Source organism: Chryseobacterium sp. MMO-72 (genome assembly GCF_037146035.1).
Lineage (GTDB): Bacteria > Bacteroidota > Bacteroidia > Flavobacteriales > Weeksellaceae > Chryseobacterium > Chryseobacterium indicum.
Map to the genome: position 1 here is coordinate 273728 of NZ_JBBCWG010000003.1, position 25646 is coordinate 299373.

Genomic DNA, 25646 nt, shown 5'->3' on the forward strand with positions numbered 1-25646 from the left:
CATATGGATAAATTACAAATCATAAAATCATTCATCGGAAAAGAGTTTACAGCATCTCCTTCCCCATTTATGAAATGGCTGAATCCCGTTGTTCTTTCGGCAGAAGAAGGACAATTGGAGTTCCAATATAAAGTAAGGCAGGAATGGCTGAACCCGATGGGAAATCTTCATGGTGGGGTTACCGCAGCCATTTTTGATGATGTTATCGGAGCCACCATGTTCTCGTTAAACGAAAAAAACTTTATCGTAACCATAAATAACAGCATCGATTATTTTTCAACAGCAAAAGAAAATGATAATATTGTAGCTGAAACGAAAATCATCAAAAGAGGAAAGCAGTTTGTAAACGCAGAGTGCGAAATCTGGAATGCAGATAAAACGCGCTTAATTGCAAGAGGAACCTCTAATTTATTCAAAATCAGTAATTAAATGAAAAGAGTTGTCATTACAGGACTTGGCGCAGTAACGCCTTTAGGAAATAATGTTGAAGAATTCTGGAACAACAGTATTAACGGTGTAAGCGGAGCCAACAAAATCACCCACTTCGATACAGAAAAATTTAAAGTTCATTTTGCCTGTGAAGTTAAAAATTTTGATCCGAAAGTTCATTTAACGCATAACGAAATCAAAAGAAGTGATCTTTTTTCACAATACGCGATGTATTCCACAGCAGAAGCTTTAAAAGATTCCGGATTGGAGCTTGAAAAAATGGATCCGTTCGACACCGGAGTAATCTGGGGAACCGGACAGGGCGGAATGTGGACGTTCGAGAGTGAAGTGATGGAATTTACCAAAGGAGACGGAACGCCAAGATTCAATCCTTTCTTCGTACCTAAATTTATTGCCAACATGGCTTCGGGAATGATTTCAATGAAATTCGGACTTCAGGGAATCAATTATACAACGATTTCAGCATGTGCAACCGGAAATACTGCGCTGATGGATGCCTTTAACTACATCAGATTAGGAAAAGCCAAAGTGATTGTGAGCGGTGGTTCTGAAGCTGCGATTACCCCTGCTTCCATTGGAGGTTTCTCTATTATGAAAGCGATGTCTACAAGAAACGATGATTTTACAACCGCCAGTCGACCTTATGATGCAGAACGAGACGGCTTTGTGATGGGAGAAGGAGCCGGAGCCTTAATTCTTGAGGAATATGAACACGCCAAAGCAAGAGGTGCAAAAATTTATGCAGAATTGGTAGGAGCAGCGATGACAGCCGACGCATATCATATGACAGCACCTCATCCCGATGGAGTCGGAGCCATTAAAGCCATGCAGCTTGCTTTACATGAGGCAGAAATCAACACCGAAGATATTGATTATATTAATCCTCACGCTACTTCTACTCCAATGGGAGATTTGGTTGAATTAAACGGAATCAATAAATTATTTAAAGGAAGTAAAAATCTCGACATCAGTGCCACAAAATCCATGACGGGGCATTTGTTGGGAGCTGCCGGAGCTGCGGAAGCCATTCTTTCAATCAAAGCGATTGAAAAAGGAATTATTCCGCCGACGATTAATCTTCACAGGATTGATGAAAACATCCCTAAAGATCTGAATATTGTTTTTGGAGAAGCCAAAGAAAAGAACATCAATTATGCTTTAAGTAACGCTTTTGGATTCGGAGGACATAATGCAACTTTGATTTTTAAGAAGTTTTCTTAAGCTTTTAGAGTAAATTTCTGGAAGATTGAGCAGATAAAACAATTCTGTATCATCCGCTCTTAATCAACGATAAATAGTAATTCAATAGATTCTTCCTTTGTCAGAATGACAACTATAATGGGAAAATTTAATCCAATAAAAAAAGCAGTCAAACCGACTGCTTTTCTGTTATGCTTTTAACCACTCCGATTTGGAAAGGTAATTCTGATCAGGATAATAAATAAAAAGAAGATTTCTTCCTTTAATGGTATTAATGATCGGTTTTGTTAAATCTCTCGGAACGGCTGGACAACCCCAACTTCTGCCGATTCTTTTATGCATGGCGGCAAATTCCTCGCTTACATAATCTGCGCCGTGCATAACGATGGCTCTTCTGTAAGCTGCATCATTAAATCCTTTGTCCATTCCAAGTAGTCTAAGAGAATAACCGTTGTCTCCGTCATACGTTGCATCCGTGATATAAAATCCTAAGCTGCTCTGCAACGAACTTTCCGTGTTAGAAAAATTCGTTGCAAATTCTTCGCCTGTATTTTTTCCGTGTGCTACTAATGAATTAAACAATACTTTTTTCTCATTCATGTCAATTACCCAAAGTCTTTTTGTGTTCGAAGACATAGAAAAATCGCATACCGTAAGTAAATGCGAATCCCCGTTAAGCAAACCTGCTTTCTTCATATTTTCAAAACCTGTTACCGCTTTGAAAAAAACTTCCTCATTAAGTTCGTGTCCCTGCTCGAAAACAATAGATTTGTATAATTCTTCTGATGAACTTACTGCTTTTTCGGCAGATTTCTCAGATTTCGTGTCGGCTAATCTTACAATTTTTTTTGTACTGATTTCATTCTTTTCGATTGCCTTTTTTGGAGACAAATAGAATGAAGTAGTAACGATGTAAGCTGCACCTAATAAGCTATACAATGCTTTCATTCACTATTTCACTATTATGTTAAATCCAATTGAGTCAGCAAATGTATAAAACATATTTAGTGTAAACGTAATAACTCCACGAAGTTTAACGCAATTTAAGAAACTTTAACTTACTGATTTCGTGGGTACAAATCGGATTATTTTTCAGAATTTGCAACAAATTCCAGACTTACAGAATTCATGCAGTAGCGCAATCCCGTTGGCTGAGGACCATCATCAAAAACATGTCCCAGATGAGAATCGCATCTTTTACAGAGCACTTCTACCCTTTCCATTCCATAGGTAGTATCTCTTTTGTAATACACTCCTTCTTTATCTGCTTCAAAAAAACTTGGCCAGCCACAACTGCTGGAAAATTTGGATGTAGAACGGAATAAATGGTTTCCGCAAACGGCACAGTAATATTCTCCTAATTCGTCAAATTCATTGTATTTTCCGGTGAAAGGTCTTTCCGTAGAAGCTTCTCTTGCAATGGCGTATAAATCCGGAGCAAGAATTTTTTTCCACTCATCATTGGAAATATCGAGTTTTGAAGTATCTGTTCTGGAGTAGTATGGATTGTTTTTTGCTTGGTTTTCCATAGAATTTTAAATATTTTTATAACAGAGACAAAATTTAAGCCGTAAAATAGTGATTCCGATAAATCAGAAGTATAAATTACTATTTTTTTACAGCAAAATTTATACTTGAAAATTCACAACCAAATTTACTAAATTTGAGCATATGAATGATGAAGCCAAAAGAAAACAGCTCAGAAAATACAAAGCATTTGCCACAGGATTATTTGTATTAATGGTGGTTCTGTTTATCGGGACAACGCTGTTGCAAAAAACCATAGATTCACACTGGATAGGTTACGTTCGTGCCTTTTCCGAGGCTGCAATGGTAGGAGCTTTAGCAGACTGGTTTGCCGTAACAGCCCTTTTCCGTCATCCGCTTGGTTTACCGATTCCGCACACCAATCTTATTGAAAACAGCAAGCAAAAACTGGGAGACAATCTTGGAAATTTCGTCGTAACGAATTTTCTTTCTCCTGAAAACATCAGACCTTATATTCAGAAATTAAAAATCTCGAATTTTGTAGGAGAATGGCTCGGAAAAGAAAAGAATCAGGATGTTTTGCTTAAAAATCTTTCAGACATTGTTCTGGATATTTTAAATAAGCTCGATGACTCGGAAGTAAGCCGTTTTATCAGCAACAAAGTATCTGAAATGACCGATACTATCAAACTGAACGCCATTTTAGGCAACGGAATCAACTATCTTTTAGACAAAAACGACCATCAGAGAATCATTACCAATCTTTCTTCACAGATTAAAAATTACATTTCTGAAAATGATGAAATGATTAAAGACCGCGTAAAAAAAGGAAGCTATACGTTTATCCCGGCTTTTGTGGATAATAAAATTGCTGATAAAATTACCACCGGACTTTCTGACTTTTTCAAAGAGATTGAGCAAGATCCGAACCACGAAATACGAAATCTGATCACCCAGAAAATCTATGATTTCTCCAATGAACTCAAACAGGATCCGAAATGGGAAGAGGAATTTAAAAATATTAAAAATGATCTTCTTAAAAATGACAAGCTGAATGAATATTCCAACGACATCTGGATTTCCATTAAAAATACGTTAACGAAAGAACTTCAGGACGATGAATCTTCATTAAAAAAATATCTGTCTAAAAATCTGAATGAATTTTCACAGAATTTAAAAAACGACGAAAATTTTCAGAAAAAAATCGACGACTGGGTTCGTGTTACCGCTTACAAATATATTCTAAAAAATACCCATCAATTCGGAAACCTCATCAGCTCGACCGTCGGAAACTGGCAGGGAAAAGAATTAAGCGAAAAGCTGGAGCTGGAAGTAGGGAAAGATCTTCAGTTCATCCGTGTGAACGGAACGATCGTGGGTGGTTTAGTAGGGCTGATTATTTATACGATTGCGCATTTTTTCTTGTGACCATTTTAAATTAAATTACAATCAAACCATGAAAAAAATACTCTCCCTGTTATTTTCTTTAAGCCTAACATTTTTACTTTGCCAGAAAATTGAATTAAAAAAAGTAATAGATTCTTCTCAAATTTTCAAAGGAAAGATTGCCGGAAATCCTGTCACAATGCAGTTGAGCTATGATGGAATTATCGATTATCAGCAGTATCAGCATTTTGTGAAAGGTTGGTATTATTATGATAAATACAAAAAGAAAATTCCCTTGACGGGAGTTTATGATTTGGCTAATTTACATTTTTATAATTTTGGAAGTCAACATTAAAAAAACATCGTACTCATTTTCAATTGACTGTAGACGTGAAAAATGCTTCAATTACAAAGTCAAGATGAAAAATTAACATACTTTATAATTTTTTTTTGTTTTTCTTATTGAAAGAAAAGAGTATTTTCGAGATTGATAAATATCTCATTAATATGAAAAAATTATTAAATGGAGCAACTCCATTATCAAGAAAAGCTCTAAAAGAAATAACAGGTGGATTAACAAATTTAGTAGTATATGATCCTGACAACAATTATTGTCAAAGTGCACTTGAAATTGTTCCTGTAGGATGTCCTTGTAATTCTAAAAGTATTTGCCCACAAAGATTCGGACCAGGTGCTGTAGGAAATAATTCAGGACCAGCTACATTAGCGGGCGCATGCATTAATGGTGTTTGTGCAGGTTCTGTGAATCCTTAAGTAAAACTTTCAATTACTAAACAGTAGTTTTTGAATTACTGTTTAGTAGTTGAAAGTTTATTATACTTCTATATTTTTATCGTTTCAACTTATCTTGGTAAACGACCCGCTCTCGTCAAAATTTCCTTATTAATATCTTGAATCAATTCCGGACCTTCGTAGATAAAACCTGTGTACAACTGAACCAACGTTGCTCCTGCATCCAGCTTTTCAAGCGCATCTTTTGCAGAATGAATTCCGCCAACTCCGATGATCGGGAATGCTCTGTTGCTTTTATCAGACAGATATTTGATCATTTTTGTACTTCTTTCACGAATCGGTTTTCCGCTAAGACCGCCGTTTCCGATTTCCGCTAAAACTTCAGGTGACGTTTTCAGACCTTCCCGGTTCACTGATGTATTGGAAACCACGATTCCGTCGATTTTTGTTTCTGCAATCAGTTCAATGATTTCATCTAATTGATTGGTATTCAGATCCGGAGCAATTTTCAGCAGAATTGGTTTCTGTACAGATTTCGACTGGTTGATTTTTTTCACTTCCGTAATCAGTTCACGAAGGTATTCTACATCTTCCAGTTTGGCATGGCTTCCTACGTTCGGACAGCTTACATTCAGCACAAAATAATCTACGTAAGGATGAAGCCCTTCAAAACATTCCAGATAATCCTGCGTGTAATTTTCGGGAGAAGTATTCGTATTTTTTCCGATGTTACCCCCGATGATGATTTTTCCTTTATTGCCTTTCAGTTTTTCAATCGCTGCTTCCAGACCGTCGTTGTTGAAGCCCATTCGGTTGATAATTCCGCCATCTTCAATTAAACGAAACAGTCTTTTCTTAGGATTTCCCGCCTGAGCTTTCGGCGTTACGGTTCCAATTTCCACAAATCCAAAGCCTAAATCTCCCAGTTCATTAAATAAAACCGCATTTTTATCGAAACCTGCCGCTAAACCCACAGGATTTTTAAATTTCAAGCCAAAAACTTCTCTTTCCAGACGTTTGTCTTCAATAGGTTTTGGAAAAAATAATTTGGTAAGAAATCCGAAATTTTTAAGCATCGAAAAAGTAAAATGGTGTACTTCTTCAGGATCAAATTTAAAAAGAATCGGGCGAATGAGCGATTTGTACATTGAAAAAAAGTTTTACAAAAGTACTCATTTTAAAATTAATGTTCGGTTAATGTGTGATATTTTATGGAAAAAGATATTATCAATGGTATCTATAAAATTTAAATATGTAATTGGCAACTCAATGGATAATTTTTGACGTAAAGTTTCAATTTTCTATGTTTTAGTATGAAGTGAGCAAAGAGGAATCAACGAGTTGATTTGATAAAGCCAATTTAAAGAGCGTGATGTTTATTCGGTAAAATATAAACCTCATAGGTTTTAAAAACCTATGAGGTTTGAATGAGTTCTAATAGATTTACAACAACAAGAAAGAGCCAGAATAATGAGTATAAAAAGTTAAGAATATGCGCTCAAATCCAGTTTCAAGATATCCCCTACTCTTTTGAAATCTTCATCAATAGTAGCATTTACCGTAATTCTTTCGTTGGAAATCGGATGATTAAAAATTAACTGATGGGCGTGAAGCGTCATTTTATTAATATCAAAGGTTTGAAGCCACAATTTATTCTGTTTGTTGCAGCCATGTTTTCGACAGCCCAAAATCGGATGTAAAATATGTTTAAAATGCTTTCTCAACTGATGAAATCGTCCCGTTTTGGGGATAGCTTCAACCAGACAATATCTCGAAGTTTGGTGCTTTAAAAAAGGCAAATCTATTTCGGAAGTCTGTAAACGACGGTAATACGTAATTGCATTTTGTTTGACTTCATTTTCGTTAACCAGATCATAATCAATCGTTTCCTCTTCTTTTGTCCAGCCTCGAAGAATGGCAATGTATTTCTTTTCAACCTGTTTTTCTTCAAACTGAGTACTCATCATTTTCAGTGTATCTTTATCTAAAGTAAACAGCAAAACGCCCGAAGTTTTCCGGTCTATGCGATGAACAGGATACACTTTTTGTCCGATCTGCTTCCTCAGTTCCTGAATCGCATACCTATCCGCTTCTCCCGAATAAAAAGATTTATGAACCAACAATCCGCTGGGTTTGTTGATGGCAATAAGATGTTCGTCGCGATAAAGAATTTCTAACATCCGGCAAAAGTAGAAGTTTTATATTATTCTTCAAACTTAAGATGTGTATTAAAAAACGGCAGCATCTGATTTTCAATTCTTCCGTTTTCTTTGCTTACTTCGCTTCCGTGCGTTCCTATGTATTCTTCAGCTTCATGTTTTATACCGAGTATTTCCAGTGTTTTGCTGAAATTCAGGCAGCTTGGCGGAATGTGTTTCAGCTCGTCGTTTCTACCCCAGTCGAATTTTATGGCTTTTAATTTTTTCAGATTTTCATATTGTGAAAAAGGCAGTTCTGAAGTGGAATTCCTGTTCATTTCGTCTAAAATGGCTGAATTAATCCTTAACTTTTCACCTTCAAAAGAAAATGGAAGATCTGCAAAAAAGGGAGCTTTGTTTTTATTTCCGTTGTAAGCTCTTGCGATGGCAAAGACAATATTTAACCTTGCATTTTCAGGTTTGGATACATCCTGAATGTTTTTAATTTGATCAGCATTTTTATAGAGTTCCATTTCTGAAAGTGCAAAGAAACGGACGTCTAAAATTCCGGGTGACAGTGCATACACAGAAGAAAAAACTTCAGGATGAAGGATTGCATTTCTTAACGCTCCGTTTCCGCCCATAGAATGCCCTGAAATTCCGCGGCTGTTTTTATTTGCTATTGTTCTGTAATTTTTATCAATAAAACCGACCAGCTCAACGGAAGTGAAATCTGACCAGTTTCCTGAAGATTTTGAATTAGCGTAAAAACTTCCTTTAAAAATGGTACTTTCATCGGGCATGACAACGATAACGGGTTTTATCTTTTTTGAATAAATCGCCCGATCAAAAATATGATTGATCTTATCGTTGTTCACCAGCAAACTGTCGCTCCAGAAAAAACCGTGTAAAAAATAAATAACAGGATATCTTTTGGAGGATTTTTCATAATCCGGCGGAAGATAAACGGTTACTCTACGCTTAGGATTTTCTCCTGCACTATTCTGTAATGTTTTAGCGGTAATATAGGTTGTAACAATCTTTCCTCCGGAAATTTTCTGCGCAAAAAACAAATGGCTTACCAAAAGAAAAACAACAATTAATAATCCTGATTTTTTCATGATTCAATTTTGATAAAGCAAATTACGATAAATTGTCTCAAATTAAGACAATAATAATGAAAATGATTTCATTCATCTGATATTGAAAAAAATTAACATTTTAAATTCTTTTGATAAAAGAGAGAATCTTTATTTTCGCGCAAATTTTTAACCATGAAAAAGCTATTATTTACTTTATTGCTGAGTATTTTTCCATTAATTTCTTTCGCCCAGAATTCAGATTCACTTAGGTTGGGAAAGTCTAACAGAGAGTTTTTCATCAAAGGGGATCAGAAATTCAAATTTTCCGAGTATAAAAAGGTATTTACCAATCCTGAAGCGCTGAACTATATGAAGAAAGCGAACACCAACAGTACGGTTTCTCAGATTTTCGGAGCGATTGGCGGTGGTTTTATCGGTTTCGGATTAGCAAAACAGATATTACGCACAAAAACAGCTTATCACAATGGCGTAGCTTACGAAGTAAAAGATAAAAGCGGCTGGGGATTGGTAGGAATCGGAGCAGGATTTGTGGGAATCGGGATTCCTTTTGCAATCAGTTCCGGAAAAAATCTCAAGAAAGCTGTGGATACACAGAACCAGAATCCGGAAGGAGGAGAGGCAAAAACCGCTTCTTACAGGCTAGACATCACAGGAAACAGCATCGGATTATCCTACAATTTCTAAAATATACAGGAGCAGTTTTTACAACTGCTTTTTTTATGCTGTTCTTAGTAGTCCTGATTGAACGGCATGTCTGAGCTCTTTTTCTGTATTCAGCGCGGCGGCTCCGCCGCGCTGAATACAGAAAAAAGCGAGTAGTGAAAGCAGGTTCCCGACTCCTGAAAATTATAAATGTAAATATTTGCTGTCTATTGACGGCTTTTTTTATTGAATTTCATGGAATTGGGATTCAAATTCATATTTTTGCACTTTCAGACGTTAAAAAATTATGGCAAAGCAAGAAGATGTTTTCAAGAAAGTGATTTCTCACGCTAAAGAATATGGTTTTATTTTCCCTTCGAGTGAGATCTACGATGGTTTATCCGCAGTTTATGATTATGGACAAAACGGAGCCGAGTTAAAAAATAATATCAAGCAATACTGGTGGAAAGCGATGGTACAGCTTAACGAAAATATTGTGGGTATTGATTCGGCGATCCTGATGCACCCTACAACATGGAAGGCTTCGGGGCACGTAGACGCTTTCAACGATCCATTGATTGATAATAAGGATTCTAAGAAACGTTTCAGAGCAGATGTTTTGGTGGAAGATTACTGCGCTAAAATTGAAGATAAGGAGAATAAGGAGATTGAAAAAGCAGCGAAAAGATTCGGTGACGCTTTTGATAAAGATCAGTTTGTGGCAACAAATCCAAAAGTTTTGGAATACAGAGCCAAAAGGGAAGCAATCCTTTCCAGACTGGCAAAATCTTTAGAAAATGAAGATCTTGCTGATGTAAAAGCGTTAATTGAAGAGCTGGAAATTGCTGATCCGGATACCGGTTCTAAAAACTGGACAGAAGTAAGACAGTTCAACCTGATGTTCGGGACTAAATTAGGTGCTTCTGCAGATTCTGCAATGGATCTTTATTTAAGACCGGAAACTGCGCAGGGAATTTTCGTTAACTTTTTGAATGTTCAGAAAACCTCACGTCATAAATTGCCTTTCGGTATTGCACAGATCGGAAAAGCGTTCAGAAACGAGATTGTTGCAAGACAGTTTATTTTCAGAATGCGTGAATTCGAACAGATGGAAATGCAGTTTTTCGTTGCTCCGGGAACAGAATTGGAATTCTACGAGCAGTGGAAGCAAAAGCGTCTGAACTGGCATTTGGCTTTAGGTTTAGGTGACGAAAATTACAGATTTCATGACCATGAAAAACTGGCTCACTACGCAAATGCTGCAGCAGATATTGAATTTAATTTCCCTTTCGGTTTCAAAGAACTGGAAGGTATTCACTCAAGAACGGATTTCGATTTAAAAGCGCATGAAGAATTCTCAGGCAGAAAACTTCAGTTCTTCGATCCGGAAAGAAACGAAAACTATGTTCCGTATGTGGTGGAAACTTCGGTTGGTTTAGACCGATTGTTCTTAGCTTTATTCTCTCATTGTTTAAGAGACGAAGTTTTGGAAGATGGTTCTGAGAGAACGGTTTTATCTTTACCTCCGGCTTTAGCGCCAATTAAAGCAGCGATTCTTCCGTTAATGAAAAGAGATGGTTTGGCAGAATACGCAGAGAAAATTTTCAACGACCTGAAATATGATTTCAACTTATTCTACGAAGAAAAAGATGCGATCGGAAAACGTTACAGAAGACAGGATGCGATTGGTACACCTTACTGTATCACGATCGACCACGATTCTTTAACGGATCACACGGTGACGATAAGAGACAGAGACACGATGCAGCAGGAAAGAGTTCCGGTTTCTGAGTTAAGAAGAATTATCGACGAAAAAACAAGTTTCAGAAACTTACTTTCTAAAATATAGACCGAAAGCCTTGAGAAATCAGGGCTTTTATTTTTTTAAGAACATATCCCCGAATTTGCTATTTTTGAAATTCAAATTTTAACCATGAAAAAATTAATACTTTTAGGGTTGGGTCTTATTCAGACAATTGCATATTCTCAGACTCAGGATCTGGCTTCTTTAGCCTCAGGTAAAAATGTAGGGATGAATGCGCTGTTTGATACCAAAGACAATCTTTACGGCTATGTTTCTATCTATTCCTACGGGAAAACAGACAATAAAAAACAGAAATTCGAATACGTTATTTTAGATAAAAACCTGAATCCGGTGGCGAATAAGGAATTTGAAGCGGGACTTCTGGTTTCCAATTATTTCGGATATGTGGATTTTAAAGGGCAGATTATTCTTCAGCCTTCGGACATCAATTATCTTCAGGCTTTTTCCAAAGATGCAGCGGCTCCAGTTTCTATGGTTATTGATCCTAAAACCAATACAGTAAAGCCTAAAGTGTATTACGATTATCAGGAAGACGGAACGTTTAAAGAAATCTCACAGCCCAAAACTTTTAAAGAAGAAAGAAAAGAAAACCGCGCCGAAAAGAAAGAGAAAGGGTACAATTATGTTTCCGTGGTCGGAGAAATTAAAGAAGGCGGTTATCTGGCTTTAGAATACAACGATTACGGAAAATACATCAATAAAAACAGCCTGATAAAATTTGATGATAATAAGAAAGAAATCTGGCGATACAGCTACAATACAAACGGAGATAAAAAAGTATTTTCGGATCTTACCATTTTGGAAAAGGACGAAAACCGCATCTACGGAATCCTGAGAAAGGTGAATGATGACGACAAAACTTTTTCTCTTCTGGTGATTGATATGAAAACCGGAAAAGAGCTTTCTAACAAACCGATAACGGGACTTTCGCCGGAAACCATTTATAATATTGATGCTTTAAGCGGAATTGATAATGACAAAACTTTTGACGATAAAGTGGTTTTGCTGGGAAGAAATTATATTTCCAAAGAGAACAGAGGCTTTGCAAGATTTATTCTTGATAAAAACAGTTACAATGTAGATCTGAAAACCATCAGCTACAAACCGGATCTTTCCAACTACATTCCAAAACTGAGCGCAGACGGAGGCGTAGAAAACGGTTATTATCTTCAGACAAAGGATGCGTATTTTATGAGCGACGGCAGTGTGGGAATTCTTTCGGAGAAATTCAAACCTGCGGGACAGTACAATGCTCCGAAAACAACCGATCTGGTTTACATTAACACCGATAAAGATTTTAAGGTAAAAGATGTACAGGTTTTTGAAAAAGAAAAATCGAAGTGGGTAAACAGCGATTATCTTTTTTCTCAATATCTGAATGACGGAAAAGACGTTGTCTTTTTCTTCCGCGATTATCAGAAAGATCAGGTGACCAAAGAAAAGAAGTGGAATCTTTTTATCAATACGATTATTGACGGGAAATTCAAGCAGGAAGTTGTTCCTATTTCAGAAAAAGATAATTATGTGGTAACGCCATATGTTGCGAAAGAAGGCTATATTCTGCTTCGTGAATTCAATGAAAAAGAAAAATTCAATAAAATCCGTCTGGAAAGATTAAATTATTAAGAGTGGATTTAAATTTTATACTCAATAAGAATCCTGACCTTCGGTCAGGATTCTGTCGTTTGATAATAGTCTGCTATATTTTTAATTTCATCGAGACTCAGGTTCCACATAAAGTTCAGAAACTGCTGATAACTTTCACTTTGATTTTTGGGATCTACCCGATCTAAATATCGATTTAAATTATAGTTTTTTCTCGCTTCATAAATCTTGGCAAAACATTTTCCGAGCCAGTTTTTATAATACTTTTCCTCTTCATTATCCTGCAAAAACTGAAGAACTGCATAAATTCCGACTCCGTAATCTTCAGAGTGATAAAAATTGGGCAAAGTTTCCATTCTTGCGATTTTTTCTACCGTAGAATAAGAATCGGAAGGTTTTTCATCCGGAACATCATTTTTAAGTTCAGGAAACACTTTTTTAAGGTTATTGATTCTTAAAACCATTTCAGGATGCGATTTCAGAGAATCTTTATTCAGTTTTTCTTTGAAATGATTGTAATTATACAGAGAAAAATCTTCTTTTTTCAGCCATTTGTCTTTAAACTCCTGTTTGGGAAGGTTAAAGTATTTTTTGTAAGTTTCCACTTTCAGCTCTCTTGGCGAAATGGTATCGAAATCTTCCAGTCTTTTCAGAGCATTAACGTATTCAGTTTTCTTAAAATCACTATTTTTAAAAACCACATATCCTAAAGAATCCGCCTGCATTTCCTGCTTTCTGTTTTCAGCCCCTTTTCTGTAGATTCTGTTTTTCATCACATCAAAAGCCCTCTGATTCCGGTTTTCCTTTGTCGATTTTATATCCTGAACCACCATTCTGTCCATTTTATCCTGTTCGATCATGCTCAGAAAAGTTTTCAGCGTATGCTCGGAAATTTTATGTCCTAATTCGTGTGAAATTACGGCAGCAAGTTGATCGTCATTATTCAGCCAGTTGAAAAGTCCCATATTGATGACAAAAGTGCCGTCTGCAAAACAGTATGCATTCGGAGTATTGTCCTTAGCGATAAGGATTTTTAAATTTTGCGGAATCTGGGAATTGTTTTTTCTTAACCGTTCGATAAGATTTTTAACCTTTGCATCAAACACAGAATTGAAAGCAAAATCTTTTTCCTTTACTTTTTTTTCAAATTCTTTGTCGAATTCTTTATAAATTTTAGAAAGCTCATTGCCCGTCTTTCCCGGATAATCGGATCTGCTTTTTTTGCTTAAACTTTCAGTATTCGCCGTAAAATTTTTCAGAAATTCTTTTCTCTGGACGTAATCTGCCGTATCGAGCGGTTTATACATCTGTCCGAAAACGGTGATAATGAAATGGATAAGAAATAGGGAAATTAGTTTTTTCATCATTTTAGTTCAATAATCACAAAAATAAATCATTTCGTTTCATGTTTTCAAATTTATTTTAAATTTGTTTAAGATCAATTGCTATGACAATTCTTATTTATTTTGTGACATTTATTGTCATCGCGGTACTGCTTTTATATGTTTTAGGGTATGGTTATATTTTTAACGGAATATCCAAAACCTATTTAAGAGGAAAGCTCAGTGCCAATATTGATGACGGAACCTTGTTTTCCGGTAACCTCATCGCTACAGAATCTCCTGAACTTTGGGAGGAATCTCCCGAATACAATAAAAAGCAATTACCGAAAAATATCGTTGAAGATTTAACACATTCCAATACCGCATCTTTTATTGTGGTGAAAAACGGAAAACTGCTTCACGAACAGTATTGGAACGGCTATAATCAACTGTCGAAAACCAATTCTTTCTCCATGGCAAAAGCGGTTACGGTAATGCTTTTGGGCAAAGCATTGGAAGAAGGAAAAATTAAAAGTCTGGATGATAAGTTTTCTGATTATTTTGAGGAATTCAAAAATAAGGATTTTGCTAAAAATTTAACGTTAAAACATCTGGCTCAGATGGAATCGGGACTGGACTGGGATGAAAATTACAAGAATCCTTTTCTGCCCAATGCGAAAGCTTATTACGGAAAAAATGTAATGAACGCTACTTTTTCAAGGAAATTTAAAGAAAATCCGGGGGAAAGATTTGAATATCAGAGCGGTTCTACGCAGCTTTTAGGTTTTGCCATTAAAAAAGCTGTCGGACAGTCTTTGGCAAGTTATTTATCCGAAAAATTCTGGATTCCGATGGGAATGGAGCAAAATGCAACATGGAGCACGGACGAAAACGGAATGGAGAAAACGTATTGCTGCATTCATTCCAACTCCAGGGATTTTGCAAAATTGGGACAGTTATTTCTTAACGACGGAAAAGTTGAGGATAAACAGATTTTGAATTCGGACTTCATCAATACAATGCGGACTCCGACTAAAAATTCTGAGGAAATTTACGGAATGGGATTTTGGATCAATCATGACAATCCTATAAAGCATTATTATTTTTTAGGGCTTCAGGGACAATACATCATTATGATTCCTGAGCATGATATGGTGATTGTAAGAACCGGAAGCTATAATAATCTTCCGAAAAACGACAGAGGAAGACCGGATCAGGTGAAATTTCTGGTGAATGAAACGGTAAAAGTATTTCAATAAAAATATGGAAAAATACAGCCCGAAAGTTGATGAATACATTGAAAAATCTCAGGATTTTGCAAAACCCATTCTGAATTATATCCGTGAAACCGTTCACGAATTCTGTCCTGATGCAGAAGAAGCGATTAAGTGGAAGTTTCCCACGTTCCTGTATAAAGGGAAGATACTTTGTTCAATGGTTGCTTTTAAACAGTATTGCAGTATGGGATTCTGGCTTCATGATGAGATGTCATCGCTGAAAGAGTTTGAAACAGATACCGAAAAAACGAATATGTTCAGTTTGGGTAAAATTACAGAAACAGAAAATCTTCCTTCAAAACCTCAGCTTAAAAAGATGATTACTGAAGCAATGGAACTGACGGATATGGGCGTTACTTTGAAAAAAGCAGCTCCATCGAAAACAGAAACAGAGGTTCCTGATTATTTTCAAAATGCTTTGAATGAAAATGAAAAAGCTCTGGAAATTTTTAAAAAAGCTTCGCCCTCTTTCCGTAAAGAATATATCAACTGGATCACGGAAGCTAAAACGGAATCAACCAGAAACAAAAGAATGGAACAGGCTTTAGAGTGGATCTCTGAAGGAAAAGGCAGGAACTGGAAGTATGAAAAAAGGTAGTTTTAAATTTAATGAAATCTGAAATTCGCCTCTTTAAGCGTATTATTTTTTAGAAAAGCTTCATATTCGGGAGACAGCTGTTTTCGTCCGAAAGTATTTTCGCCGCTCATGCTTCCGAGACGTACTTTATCTTTTCCGTATTTTCTGTTCATTGCATCCATTGCTTTCATCACCGGCAAATGCAGATTCTGCGTATCTTCTTCAAAAAGATTGATGAGCCTTTGATCTTCCGGCACAAAATCGTTCACAATAACGCCTGCTTTTTTATAGTGAAACCCTTCTTTAAAGATATCTTCAAACAGTTCATTTACGACTCTGCCAATTAAAATCGATGAATTGGTGGGATTGGGAAGAATTCTGGTTACCGCATTCCGGTACTCCGGAAGATCCTTCCTGAAACGGTTGGTCTGTACAAAAACCGTTACCATTTTGCAGCAGGTATTTTGTTTTCTGAGTCTTTCTGAACAGTACATCCCGAAAGTTTCCACACGCTCGCGAACATCTTCTTTTCTGGTAAGCATTTCCATGAAGCTTCTGGTTACAGCAATGGATTTTTTCGGAGACGGAGCATCCAGTTCTAACTGACGGATTCCTTTCAGTTCGTTCACCATTCTTACTCCGTGAATTCCCATAATCTTCCGAACCCACATTTCAGGCTTTTGAAGAAGATCCCACGCTTTATGCACCCCATTATCATGCATTTTTACGGCGAGGCGTCTTCCGATTCCCCAAACGTCACCAATTTTTAACCACTTTAAGGCTTTTTCTATTTTTTCAGGGGTATCTAAAATATAAATTCCGTTAAACTTTTCGGGAAATTGCTTTACAATCAGGTTTGCTACTTTACATAGAGTTTTTGTAGGCGCAACTCCTATACTTACAGGAATCTTTTCCTGCTCATCAATTTCATTTTTGATTTTGAGACAGTACTCGTAAATATCGATATATTTGAAACTTTTCAGATCCAGAAAAAGCTCATCGATTGAATACACCTCATAATCAGACTTATCCACATACGCTGTGGATATCTCTATAACACGCTGACTTTTAAAATTATACAATTCGAATTTTGCGGAAAAACATTGTACATCATTCTCTTTAAATAATTCCCTGTACTTAAAAGCCGGAGCCGCCATCGGAATTCCCAGATCTTTAGCTTCCTTACTTCTGGACACTACACAGCCATCGTTGTTGGAAAGTACTACAACGGGCTTATTTTCAAGCCTCGGATCAAGCGTTCTTTCGCAGGAAACAAAGAAATTATTGCAATCTACCAAAGCATACATAATTGTTGATTCTATAGAACAAAATTAGATACTATTTGTATCATTTCTAGTATATTTATAGATACAATTTGTATCAATGTCAATTTTTTTAGATAACATCAGGTTTTCCAGGACTCAGAAAAATGTATCGCAGCAGGAATTGACTTCTTATTATAAAATCATTATAATTCTGGTAGAAAATGCTTTTTAAGCTGTATAAGAACCAACTTGTTTTCCTTTTTAATTAAATAAAAATTTTGTATCACTTGTGGCTCTAAAAATGTCTAAATTATAGAAGTGATATTTAATGTACAACGCATTTTGAAAATATAATTGATATATCTGAGGGAATTGATGATGTCCCCTAAATTTGTAAAAATTGTGAATAAATGAACTATTTGGAATGATATGGATTAATGGAAATAACAGCAATTGATATATGCCCTCAACAATTTCTAAGTGTTGAGGGCTTTTCTATTTAACGCAAATAATTGATCCTGTAGTTATTTTACTACATGAACTTCCGTTTTCCACTACAAAGAAAATTTTTTCGCCGCTGTAGATTTGTAATGTTGAAAAGAGAACAATTAAACAAAGAATAAAAAATTAAATAATACGATCATGACAAAACAAATCGCCATCGCAGCATTAACTATCGGAGCATTCATTTTAGGGACTAACAATGCCCAAGCTCAAAATACTACAGCGACCACAACAGTAAACATTACCCTGAACGATGTAATCTCTATCGATGCGGGAAGTACTGCAATCGGGAACACTGTAGATTTCAACTATGTTACTGCAGCGGATTATAACTCTGATCAAACGATAACTAAAGCTAACTCTTTAAAAGTTACTTCAACGAAGAACTTTAATGTTAAAGTAAAAGCAGGAGGTGCGAATTTTATGAATGGAACGAACCTCATTCCTGTAAATGTTTTGACCATCAAAGCAGCTACAGCTTCCGGAACTATGGGAGGAACAAAAAGTGCTGTTGTTTTATCTGCAACAGATCAGACATTAGTATCAAATGCTCCGCTTGGAAGTGCCTTAACACTGAATTTGGACTATACCATTCCGGCAGCAAAGTCTTCTTCTTCTGACATTTTAGGTAAACCGGCTGGAACTTATACTCAAACAGTAACTTATACTGCAACAGCTTTATAAAAAAAAATTTCATATTAATATTTTGTGATTTGGTGTTTCGAAGGCTTCCTAAAGGAGGCCTTTGATTTTGTATGTATCAATACCAATATAAAGAAAATTCAAAATCCGGGAATAATCATTTATCAGCTGTAAGGTAAAATTTATGTTTTGAACATTTTAAATCTAGTTCATACACACCAAACATTATTATGAAAATTCATATTGATTATCAATCCATTAAATAAGTAGATATTTTTAACTATTGATAATATTTAACTTTTGATAACAGGAAACAAAGAAATTATTGGAATCTGCCAAAGCATACATAATTGTTAATTCTACAGAATAAGATTAGATACTATTTGTATCATTTTTAGTATATTTACAGATACAATTTGTATCAATGTCAATTTTTTCAGATAACATCAGGTTTTTAAGGACTCAGAAAAATTTATCACAGCAGGAACTTGCGGACAAAACATTAATGAGTCGTGTCCGGTATTCGAAATATGAAGACGGACGTTCTGAGCCGCCTTATGAACTGCTGATCAGAATTTCGAAGTATTTCAATATCAGTATCGATCTGCTTCTTACAGTAGATATCCGCAAATATCCGCTGGAAGATGTACTGAAACTTCCGGATAACAGAATTGTTCTTCCGGTTGTGGTGGATCAGTTAGGAAACAACAGCATTGAAATTGTCCCTCAAAAAGCATCGATGGGTTATTTATCCGGTTACAGTGATCCTGAATATATTGAAAGTTTACAGCGAATTTCTTTACCTTTCTTAATTAGCGGAAAGTACAGGGCATTTCCGGCAGAAGGAGATTCAATGCCGCCTTTTAAAGACGGCTCTTATATTATCGGGAAGTATGTTGAAAATATTGAAGATCTAAAACCGAATAAAAGTTATGTTTTCGTGACTTTGAATGACGGCATTTCTTACAAAAGATTTAAAACCAAAAAGAAAAAAGCAATAACAGTAGCTTCAGACAATTCATTTTACAAACCTTATGATATTCCTTTGGGAGAAATTGTTGAAATCTGGCAATATGCATCTGGAATTTTTCCGGAAGATTTTGAACCTGATAATTTTGATAATTATAATTTAAAAGATATGTTTCTGGAGTTAAGAAGAGATATTAAAGAAGTGAATGATAAATTGAAGAATTAAAAATCAGGGTAAAAGCTTCTTAGCCATACCAGACTTTTAATGTAATTATTTACAATAGATTTTAAAATTCAGACTTTATTCTATGATTTTTTTAAAAAGCTTTAATTAATCTGTTCCCATTGATTATTAATACTCTGCAACCAAAGCACAGAGTTTGCAGCAATAGTTGAAGTACTTCCTCCGGAAATATTATTATAAGCTGATATTGATGGGGTATTCGTAGTCGGATTTTTAATGATGTACATTCTTCCGTTACATAAACTTGCAGAAGGAAGAATTATATTATGATTTCCGCCCAAAATGACAGTGAAGTTTAATTCGGTTAATGTTAAGGATGCGGTAGTAGTAACAATCGGTAAAGAAAGGGATCCTGAAATCTGCAGTGTTGAATTAGGAACGCTTCCTCCCATATTAATTCCCACCCGGACTGTATTATCCAATCCTGTACCCTGCAGACGAAGCATTTCTATATAGGTCTGAGAGGTATAGTTGTATTTATAAAAAAGGTAAGGTTCATCGCCGTCGTCTCCTACCAGAAAATCAAATCGTCCATTTTCTGATGATCCATTACTTCCAAGTTCAAAAAAATCGCTGGAAGCAGCAGATCCTCTCATTCTAAAGTTACCGTTGCTGTCTGTAAAGAAAACAGGTTTATAGATGGCAGCGTTATCTGCCTGAAATTGCAGTGCCGAATTTCCTGATGTTCCTCTCATATACATAGTAGATGCAGTTGTAGAGTTATAAGGGCTGGGCTTTGAGCTTTCCGTAAGCCCTAAAGTCTGCCTTGTTCCCAATTCTAGCATTTCGGTATTGTTGGAACGCAGCTGTAAACGCACATCATTCGTTGTACCTAACAAACTGCTTGCCGAAGCATTCGTATTACCAGTGAGGAACCAATTGTTAGTGGCTGCATCTGTGGAAGGCACCCACGTATTTGTCGTACTGTTCCAGCTTAAAACCTGACCATTGGTCGCTCCCATCTGTCCCAGAGAATATGGGCTAGATGATGTTCCGTTACCGGAAAATATGGCTGCGGTAAAAACCGGACTTAATGCATTCACGGTACCGTTTCTTAAACCTATATAGATCTGACCATCATCAGTTGCTTTGTACAGGTTACCTTCTGCTGCATTAGATACAGTAGAAGCGGACGCTATGCTTTCCTGTCCAAAAGAAAAGATATTGATACAAATGATAAAAACAGCAGAATAAATTCCTTTCATTTTTATTAATTTATACGTTGCCAGTTAGTTCCATCACTCTGAAGCCATAAAATAGAGTTTGCCGTAAGTGCAGTTACAGCAGTTCCTGACAAGTTTCTGTATGAAGAAATTGCCGGGGTATTGGTTGTAGGATTTTTAATCACATACATCCTTCCTGTACAGGTATTTGCAGCCGGTAAGGTGATGGCGTGGTTTCCTCCGATAATTACTGTAAAGTGACTTTCAGTAAGTGTTAAAGCCGCTGTGGTTATAATTGTTGACGTGGATAATGATCCGTTGTTCTGTAATGTGGAATTGGCTAAAGCACCGGTATTTATTCCTACTCTTACATTGGTATTGAGACCATTGCCTGATAAGCGCATTAACTCAACCGTAGTGGCTGTAGCGCCATTGTATTTATTAAAAACAAAAGGTTCATCTCCATCATCCCCGATGATAAAATCGAATCTTCCGGCATTGGATGCTCCGCTGCTTCCCATTTCAAAGAAATCGGTTCCTGCAGAAGAACCTCTCAGCCTGAAGTTTCCGTTACTGTCTGTATAAAAAACAGGCTTGTAAAAACTTGCACCTCCTGCTTCAAACTGTAACGCCGAATTCCCTCCTGTTCCGCGAACATACATCACCGATGCATCAGGTTGATTATAGGGATAAAGACCTGTACTGCTGGAATCATACAGCCCTAAAGTCTGTCTTCGCCCTACTTCCAGCATAGGGGTGTTGTTTGATGCCAGCTGAAGTTTTACGTCGTTAGTAGTGCCCAGAAAATTACTGGAAGTTGTATTGGCATTTCCTGTAATAAGCCAGTTAGATGCAGCTGCCGGCGTTGCAGGCTTCCAGCTGTTAAGGGTAGAATCCCAAGTCATCACCTGTTGGTTGGCCGCTCCGTTTTGAGCCAGTTTAAGAGGATTCGCTGCCGTACCTGCTCCCGAAAGTGTCACATTATCTACAACGATATTCCCTCCCACTAATTTAAGAGTTCCGTTTCGCAGACCTATATAAATCTGCCCATCATCTGTTGCTTTATATAAATTCCCTTCGGCTGCTGTTGCAAATCCTATTGCCGTTGGTATAGTCTCCTGAGCAAAAGAATCAATAGCCGCGAAATTTAGTATAATAAGAAATATTTTGCCTAAGTTTAAAATTTTCATTTTTAAAGAATTACAGTTTTTCTACAATTAAAGATGAACCATTAGCAACCAGCTGAAGAGTTCTGTTCGTGGTATTCCAAACCTTTCCCTGCACTCTTAAAATATCATTAGCATTAAGACTCAGTATTTTCGTTACTGTTACAGAACCTCTTGGGTCTGCACTGTTTCTATGGAACGTGAAGCCTGAAGTTCCTGCAACATCGGTTCCGTTTACCTGAAGTTTGTATTCTCCGGTAGCCTGAGAATTTGTAGTTACGGATGCAGATATACGATAAGTTACCCTGTACTTTCCTGCACTGGTAATCGTAATTGTCCCTGAACCCGCACTATAACCACTGTCTACAACTCCGGCGGTGGTTATTAACATCGTTGTAAATCCGGCTGCCGTAGCAAAAGTCTGTGTTCCTGCCGCATCATATATTTCTGCTACACTTGAAGTAAAGGGTGTAGACCAGCTTAAGGCATTTCCTGTTCCGTTTGATGTTAGGACCTGCCCTGCCGTTCCGGGCAAAAGAGTTTGGTAAACAGTTCCGTCTCCCTGTAAAACAGCGCCGACAGCGGGTACAGATGTATTTCCTGTACCTCCATTAGATGGTTTTAAGGTTCCGGCCAAAGTAACAGCTCCTGAAGTTGAAGTGGAAGGAGTTAATCCTGTAGTTCCTGCACTGAAGCTACTTACATTTGAAGGGACACTTATAGTACCGTCTGGCGCTACATTTAATCCGCTACCTACTTTTACTCCTCCGATAGAAGAAGCTGTAGCCGGATTTAATGTAATTGTATTAGCCGTATTGGTAAGCCCCGTTGAGAAAGTTAAAGCATTCTGCTTATTATTAAAGATATTCCAATCAGCAGACGATAAATAGCCATTGGCCGAAGATCCTGCCTGAGAAATTGAGAATACACCCGTTAAATTATTATAAGTTAACGGTGATGCTGCCGAAAAATTTGATAAAGTTAATGATGCTCCTCCTAACTGTTTCCAGGCTGTGCCGTCCCAGAATATAAATCCCGGAACCAGACTTCCGTCATTTGCAGTTAAATAAACCAATTGGCTGTTTGTAGTACCGGATGCATTGGAAACCTGATTTACCCGAGGAATTACGATCCCATCTTTAGGGTCTACAGCTCCTCCTGAATTTTTTCCTACTATTTCTAAAGTTGCTTTTGGTGTTGTTGTGTTGATACCTACCTGAGAATATGATACGCTACTACATAGCAGTAATAATACCTGAATTATTAGATAATTATTTTTCATTTAGTGTTTTTTTATTTTTCAGGAATGATCTTCTTCCCGGAAAACAAATATACAAGAATTTTTGTAAAAGTTAAATCAATTTTCAGCAAAAATTTTCTTTTTAAACTCTTTAAATTCTTTTTACAGCTCTACTCTTTAATATTGATAATAAAAACGTTACAGTAAAAAAATATTTAAAGCCGTAATTATTTACAAATCCCAACTTATACATTTTAATAGTTTAGAGAAGAGAAAAAATTATAAAGGAGCTGCGATGCGCCTGTTTGTTTAGGATTAAAATAAATTAAGGCGTTAAACATATTTCTTTCCCAATTAAATTAAGTTGTCCCAAAGCAATCTATACAAAGCAGAATATCCTTGAATAAGCTAAGCTATTTAGTTATGCATCAGCATTCAAAAGAAATCCAACACAGACATTGAAGAATATTTAATACAACAGACGTATAAATAAAGATTTTTAACCCTCAAATCATAAACCATAATAAAAATTTAGGACTTTAAGATTTTTTGGCTAAATTTACACTACGACCGGACAGATAAAAACACACTTCCAATTACACCTTTGATGAAAGATACGTAAATATACATAAGCCCTTATCATTGAGTGAGTTTGGAGTATAAAAACAAAAAACTCAAATGAAAAGAATTTTATTAGTAGATGATCACAGTATTGTAAGGCAGGGAATGAAGTATGTCATTAAAAGCATCATAGCACAAGCTGAAATCTTTAATGCTGATGACGTTAAATCTGCTATAGAGCTTATTAAAACTTCGGCTGTAGATTTCATATTTCTGGATATTAGCTTTCCTGATCAAAATATATCTACAACAACTGTAGAATTGATGAAACACATTTTACCCAATGCTAAGATTACAATTTTTTCTGCAATGGATGAGGAAATATATGCCTCAAGATTTATAAAAGCGGGAGCCGATGGATTTATCAACAAACTATCCAGCGATGAAGAACTTATTTTTGCCTTAGATTACTTTTTTAAAAATGGAAGATACATTAGTGAAAATATCAAAAGTAAAATAATAGACGATTATTTAAACAAAAAAACCAGCAGTCAGATATCCCTTCTTTCCGATAAAGAATTAGAAGTATCCCAGTTTATCATTAAGGGATACTCTACTTCCAGTATAGCAAAAACAATGAATCTGAAAAAATCCACTATAAGCACATACAAAAAGAGAATATACGAGAAGCTTGAAATAAGCAATATTGCAGAACTGTTCGAAATATTTTCAATTATATAACATCAGCCATATTTTTACTTCCAATCCGCCGCCCAATCTATTTTTGAGTTTCATTTTGGCTCCTGTTTTTTTAACTATTTCTGTAATAATTTTATAGCCAATACCCTTAGAAATATATACATCAGTATTCTGATAATTGTTTATTCTGCCAAGTTTTTCAGGATTCATCCCATTTCCTGTATCCTGTATAGAAACAATTATATTTTGTTCTTTCTGATGTGCAGAAATAGTTACCGTACCAATAGAAGTATATTTAACAGCATTATCTATGAGGTTATGGAAAAGCATTTCCAGCAAAGCCTTGTTATTATTGAGAATAATGTTTTCGTCTACATTATTAATGATATCTATATTCTTCTTTGCAGCCAGATTACGGAAAATCATGATTTTCTCATGGATAAGCTGCCTAAGATTGATCGTTTCCCTGTATTCATCATCCGTTAAAAATAATTTGGTATAATCCAGACTGTTTAAAACAAAATGATACAGCTCTTCTGTGGTCTCCTGTGTAGAAATTAATGATTCTTTAATCTCCATATCATCTGTAGTCGAAATCAGACTTTTCAGGTTTAAATTAATAAACCTCAGAGGACTCTTAATGTCATGGCAGATAAGGCGGGTTAGTTTTTCCTGATTTTCCAGCTTTATCTTTAATCTTTCTTTGGATTTCTGTAATTTATCCAGCAGAATGACCAGATCTTTTGTATGATTTTCTATTTCTATTCTTAGCTTTTCATTTTCTCTTTCAATATAAAAATTTCTTATCTTAACAAGGAAGAAAACCATTAAGATGAAAAGTATAAAAAAAGCAACTTTGAAGATCCCGGTTTCCCAAATTTCAGGTTTTTTAGAAGGATCTAGATTCCCATCCTGAAAATCTGCAAATAAATTATTTAGAGCTTCATCAAAAAATATGTTATTTTCAAATAAGGTAAAAGGATCAAAGACATCCGTTATTCTATGAATATTATTTATTTCTCTTTGGAAAGACCGCCCATTATCTGAAATATAGCATTCCAAATTCTTTTTTTTCTGCTGAGAAAAAAAAAGGGAAAAGAAAAAGATAAAAAGAACAGCAAATTTTTTCATATCATTTACTACAAAAATATAAAATAGTTGCAGAAACTATATATAAAAAAATTCTACAAAAAGAAGTAGAAAAAATTCTACACGCAAAGCTTTTATAAGTTCTTTATTTTATCCGTATAAAAAAGTTTAACGAAATCTGAATAATCGGAATCGTACAATAAATAAATCTCTTATTATAAAAACTATTTTTTTTCAACCTGCCATTTTCCGTCAAGAAAAATTCAGCAAAACGGGAATTATAAGAGGGTAAGAAAGTTCTGCACAGCTTGAGAACAGGAGAAATTTTCGGTTTTTAA

24 protein-coding genes are annotated in these 25646 nt (G+C 35.9%); 13 read left to right on the top strand and 11 right to left on the bottom strand.

The window, feature by feature from the left end:
* Positions 1-3: 3 nt before the first annotated feature.
* Both WFH39_RS06475 and fabF read left to right on the top strand, forming a co-directional pair.
* The gene (locus tag WFH39_RS06475) at positions 4-429 is read left to right on the top strand and encodes a PaaI family thioesterase (RefSeq protein ID WP_076391530.1); all 426 of its coding nucleotides are present in this window, start codon (positions 4-6) and stop codon (positions 427-429) included.
* Positions 430-1671, top strand: a complete 1242-nt coding sequence (fabF, locus tag WFH39_RS06480; protein ID WP_336689230.1) for a beta-ketoacyl-ACP synthase II — start codon at positions 430-432, stop codon at positions 1669-1671. It abuts the gene before it with no gap.
* Between the two features lie 168 nt (positions 1672-1839).
* Here the strand turns inward: fabF and WFH39_RS06485 are convergent, their stop codons facing one another.
* Together WFH39_RS06485 and msrB are read right to left on the bottom strand one after the other, a co-directional pair.
* On the bottom strand, positions 1840-2598 hold the full coding sequence (locus tag WFH39_RS06485) for a murein L,D-transpeptidase catalytic domain family protein (RefSeq protein WP_336689231.1): 759 nt from the start codon (positions 2596-2598) through the stop codon (positions 1840-1842).
* A gap of 137 nt (positions 2599-2735) precedes the next feature.
* Positions 2736-3179: a peptide-methionine (R)-S-oxide reductase MsrB gene (msrB, locus tag WFH39_RS06490; protein ID WP_336689232.1), complete on the bottom strand. Its 444-nt coding sequence runs from the start codon at positions 3177-3179 to the stop codon at positions 2736-2738.
* A gap of 142 nt (positions 3180-3321) precedes the next feature.
* Between msrB and WFH39_RS06495 the strand changes: the two genes are divergently transcribed.
* From WFH39_RS06495 to WFH39_RS06505, 3 genes are all read left to right on the top strand, one after another.
* On the top strand, positions 3322-4566 hold the full coding sequence (locus tag WFH39_RS06495; protein ID WP_336689233.1) for a DUF445 domain-containing protein: 1245 nt from the start codon (positions 3322-3324) through the stop codon (positions 4564-4566).
* A gap of 28 nt (positions 4567-4594) precedes the next feature.
* Positions 4595-4879 carry a hypothetical protein gene (locus WFH39_RS06500; protein ID WP_336689234.1) on the top strand — a complete coding sequence of 95 codons (285 nt, stop codon included), beginning with the start codon at positions 4595-4597 and terminating at the stop codon, positions 4877-4879.
* 152 nt (positions 4880-5031) lie between these two features.
* Positions 5032-5298, top strand: a complete 267-nt coding sequence (locus WFH39_RS06505; RefSeq protein ID WP_336689235.1) for a hypothetical protein — start codon at positions 5032-5034, stop codon at positions 5296-5298.
* Positions 5299-5387: 89 nt separating this feature from the next.
* Here WFH39_RS06505 and WFH39_RS06510 read toward each other — a convergent pair whose 3' ends face one another.
* The 3 genes from WFH39_RS06510 to WFH39_RS06520 form a co-directional block, all read right to left on the bottom strand.
* The gene (locus WFH39_RS06510; RefSeq protein WP_336689236.1) at positions 5388-6425 is read right to left on the bottom strand and encodes a quinone-dependent dihydroorotate dehydrogenase; all 1038 of its coding nucleotides are present in this window, start codon (positions 6423-6425) and stop codon (positions 5388-5390) included.
* A 336-nt stretch (positions 6426-6761) separates the two neighbouring features.
* Entirely contained in the window at positions 6762-7457 is a 696-nt protein-coding gene (locus WFH39_RS06515; protein WP_336689237.1) for a pseudouridine synthase, read from the bottom strand.
* Positions 7458-7480: 23 nt separating this feature from the next.
* Positions 7481-8536 carry an alpha/beta hydrolase gene (locus tag WFH39_RS06520; protein WP_336689238.1) on the bottom strand — a complete coding sequence of 352 codons (1056 nt, stop codon included), beginning with the start codon at positions 8534-8536 and terminating at the stop codon, positions 7481-7483.
* A gap of 153 nt (positions 8537-8689) precedes the next feature.
* Here WFH39_RS06520 and WFH39_RS06525 point away from each other — a divergent pair, with 153 nt between their 5' ends.
* From WFH39_RS06525 to WFH39_RS06535, 3 genes are all read left to right on the top strand, one after another.
* On the top strand, positions 8690-9202 hold the full coding sequence (locus WFH39_RS06525; RefSeq protein WP_235132519.1) for a hypothetical protein: 513 nt from the start codon (positions 8690-8692) through the stop codon (positions 9200-9202).
* Positions 9203-9467: 265 nt separating this feature from the next.
* The gene (locus tag WFH39_RS06530) at positions 9468-11009 is read left to right on the top strand and encodes a glycine--tRNA ligase (protein ID WP_235132518.1); all 1542 of its coding nucleotides are present in this window, start codon (positions 9468-9470) and stop codon (positions 11007-11009) included.
* A gap of 84 nt (positions 11010-11093) precedes the next feature.
* The gene (locus WFH39_RS06535) at positions 11094-12611 is read left to right on the top strand and encodes a hypothetical protein (protein WP_336689240.1); all 1518 of its coding nucleotides are present in this window, start codon (positions 11094-11096) and stop codon (positions 12609-12611) included.
* Positions 12612-12655: 44 nt separating this feature from the next.
* On the opposite strand, the gene WFH39_RS06540 is transcribed toward WFH39_RS06535, so the two are convergent.
* Entirely contained in the window at positions 12656-13954 is a 1299-nt protein-coding gene (locus WFH39_RS06540) for a M48 family metalloprotease (RefSeq protein ID WP_336689241.1), read from the bottom strand.
* Positions 13955-14037: 83 nt separating this feature from the next.
* Between WFH39_RS06540 and WFH39_RS06545 the strand changes: the two genes are divergently transcribed.
* Both WFH39_RS06545 and WFH39_RS06550 read left to right on the top strand, forming a co-directional pair.
* Positions 14038-15171 carry a serine hydrolase domain-containing protein gene (locus tag WFH39_RS06545; protein ID WP_336689242.1) on the top strand — a complete coding sequence of 378 codons (1134 nt, stop codon included), beginning with the start codon at positions 14038-14040 and terminating at the stop codon, positions 15169-15171.
* 4 nt (positions 15172-15175) lie between these two features.
* On the top strand, positions 15176-15787 hold the full coding sequence (locus tag WFH39_RS06550) for a YdeI/OmpD-associated family protein (RefSeq protein WP_336689243.1): 612 nt from the start codon (positions 15176-15178) through the stop codon (positions 15785-15787).
* An 8-nt stretch (positions 15788-15795) separates the two neighbouring features.
* Here the strand turns inward: WFH39_RS06550 and WFH39_RS06555 are convergent, their stop codons facing one another.
* Positions 15796-17073 (bottom strand): Y-family DNA polymerase, encoded by a 1278-nt coding sequence (locus WFH39_RS06555; RefSeq protein ID WP_336689244.1) that lies wholly within the window; start codon positions 17071-17073, stop codon positions 15796-15798.
* Between the two features lie 600 nt (positions 17074-17673).
* Between WFH39_RS06555 and WFH39_RS06560 the strand changes: the two genes are divergently transcribed.
* Positions 17674-18219, top strand: coding sequence for a peptidoglycan-binding protein LysM (locus WFH39_RS06560; protein ID WP_214588098.1), 546 nt, complete (start codon positions 17674-17676; stop codon positions 18217-18219).
* 382 nt (positions 18220-18601) lie between these two features.
* Entirely contained in the window at positions 18602-19372 is a 771-nt protein-coding gene (locus tag WFH39_RS06565; protein WP_336689246.1) for an XRE family transcriptional regulator, read from the top strand.
* A gap of 101 nt (positions 19373-19473) precedes the next feature.
* On the opposite strand, the gene WFH39_RS06570 is transcribed toward WFH39_RS06565, so the two are convergent.
* Genes WFH39_RS06570 through WFH39_RS06580 form a run of 3 tightly spaced genes read right to left on the bottom strand, consistent with a single transcriptional unit; the run spans position 19474 to position 23001 of the window.
* Positions 19474-20595, bottom strand: coding sequence for a hypothetical protein (locus WFH39_RS06570; protein WP_336689247.1), 1122 nt, complete (start codon positions 20593-20595; stop codon positions 19474-19476).
* Positions 20596-20600: 5 nt separating this feature from the next.
* A complete protein-coding gene (locus tag WFH39_RS06575; protein WP_336689248.1) occupies positions 20601-21743 on the bottom strand; it encodes a hypothetical protein in 1143 nt (380 codons plus the stop codon).
* Positions 21744-21753: 10 nt separating this feature from the next.
* On the bottom strand, positions 21754-23001 hold the full coding sequence (locus WFH39_RS06580) for a hypothetical protein (RefSeq protein WP_336689249.1): 1248 nt from the start codon (positions 22999-23001) through the stop codon (positions 21754-21756).
* 636 nt (positions 23002-23637) lie between these two features.
* Between WFH39_RS06580 and WFH39_RS06585 the strand changes: the two genes are divergently transcribed.
* Positions 23638-24261: a response regulator transcription factor gene (locus tag WFH39_RS06585; RefSeq protein WP_336689250.1), complete on the top strand. Its 624-nt coding sequence runs from the start codon at positions 23638-23640 to the stop codon at positions 24259-24261.
* Here WFH39_RS06585 and WFH39_RS06590 read toward each other — a convergent pair.
* The gene (locus WFH39_RS06590) at positions 24250-25281 is read right to left on the bottom strand and encodes a sensor histidine kinase (protein WP_336689251.1); all 1032 of its coding nucleotides are present in this window, start codon (positions 25279-25281) and stop codon (positions 24250-24252) included. The genes WFH39_RS06585 and WFH39_RS06590 overlap by 12 nt on opposite strands.
* Between the last annotated feature and the right edge of the window lie 365 nt (positions 25282-25646).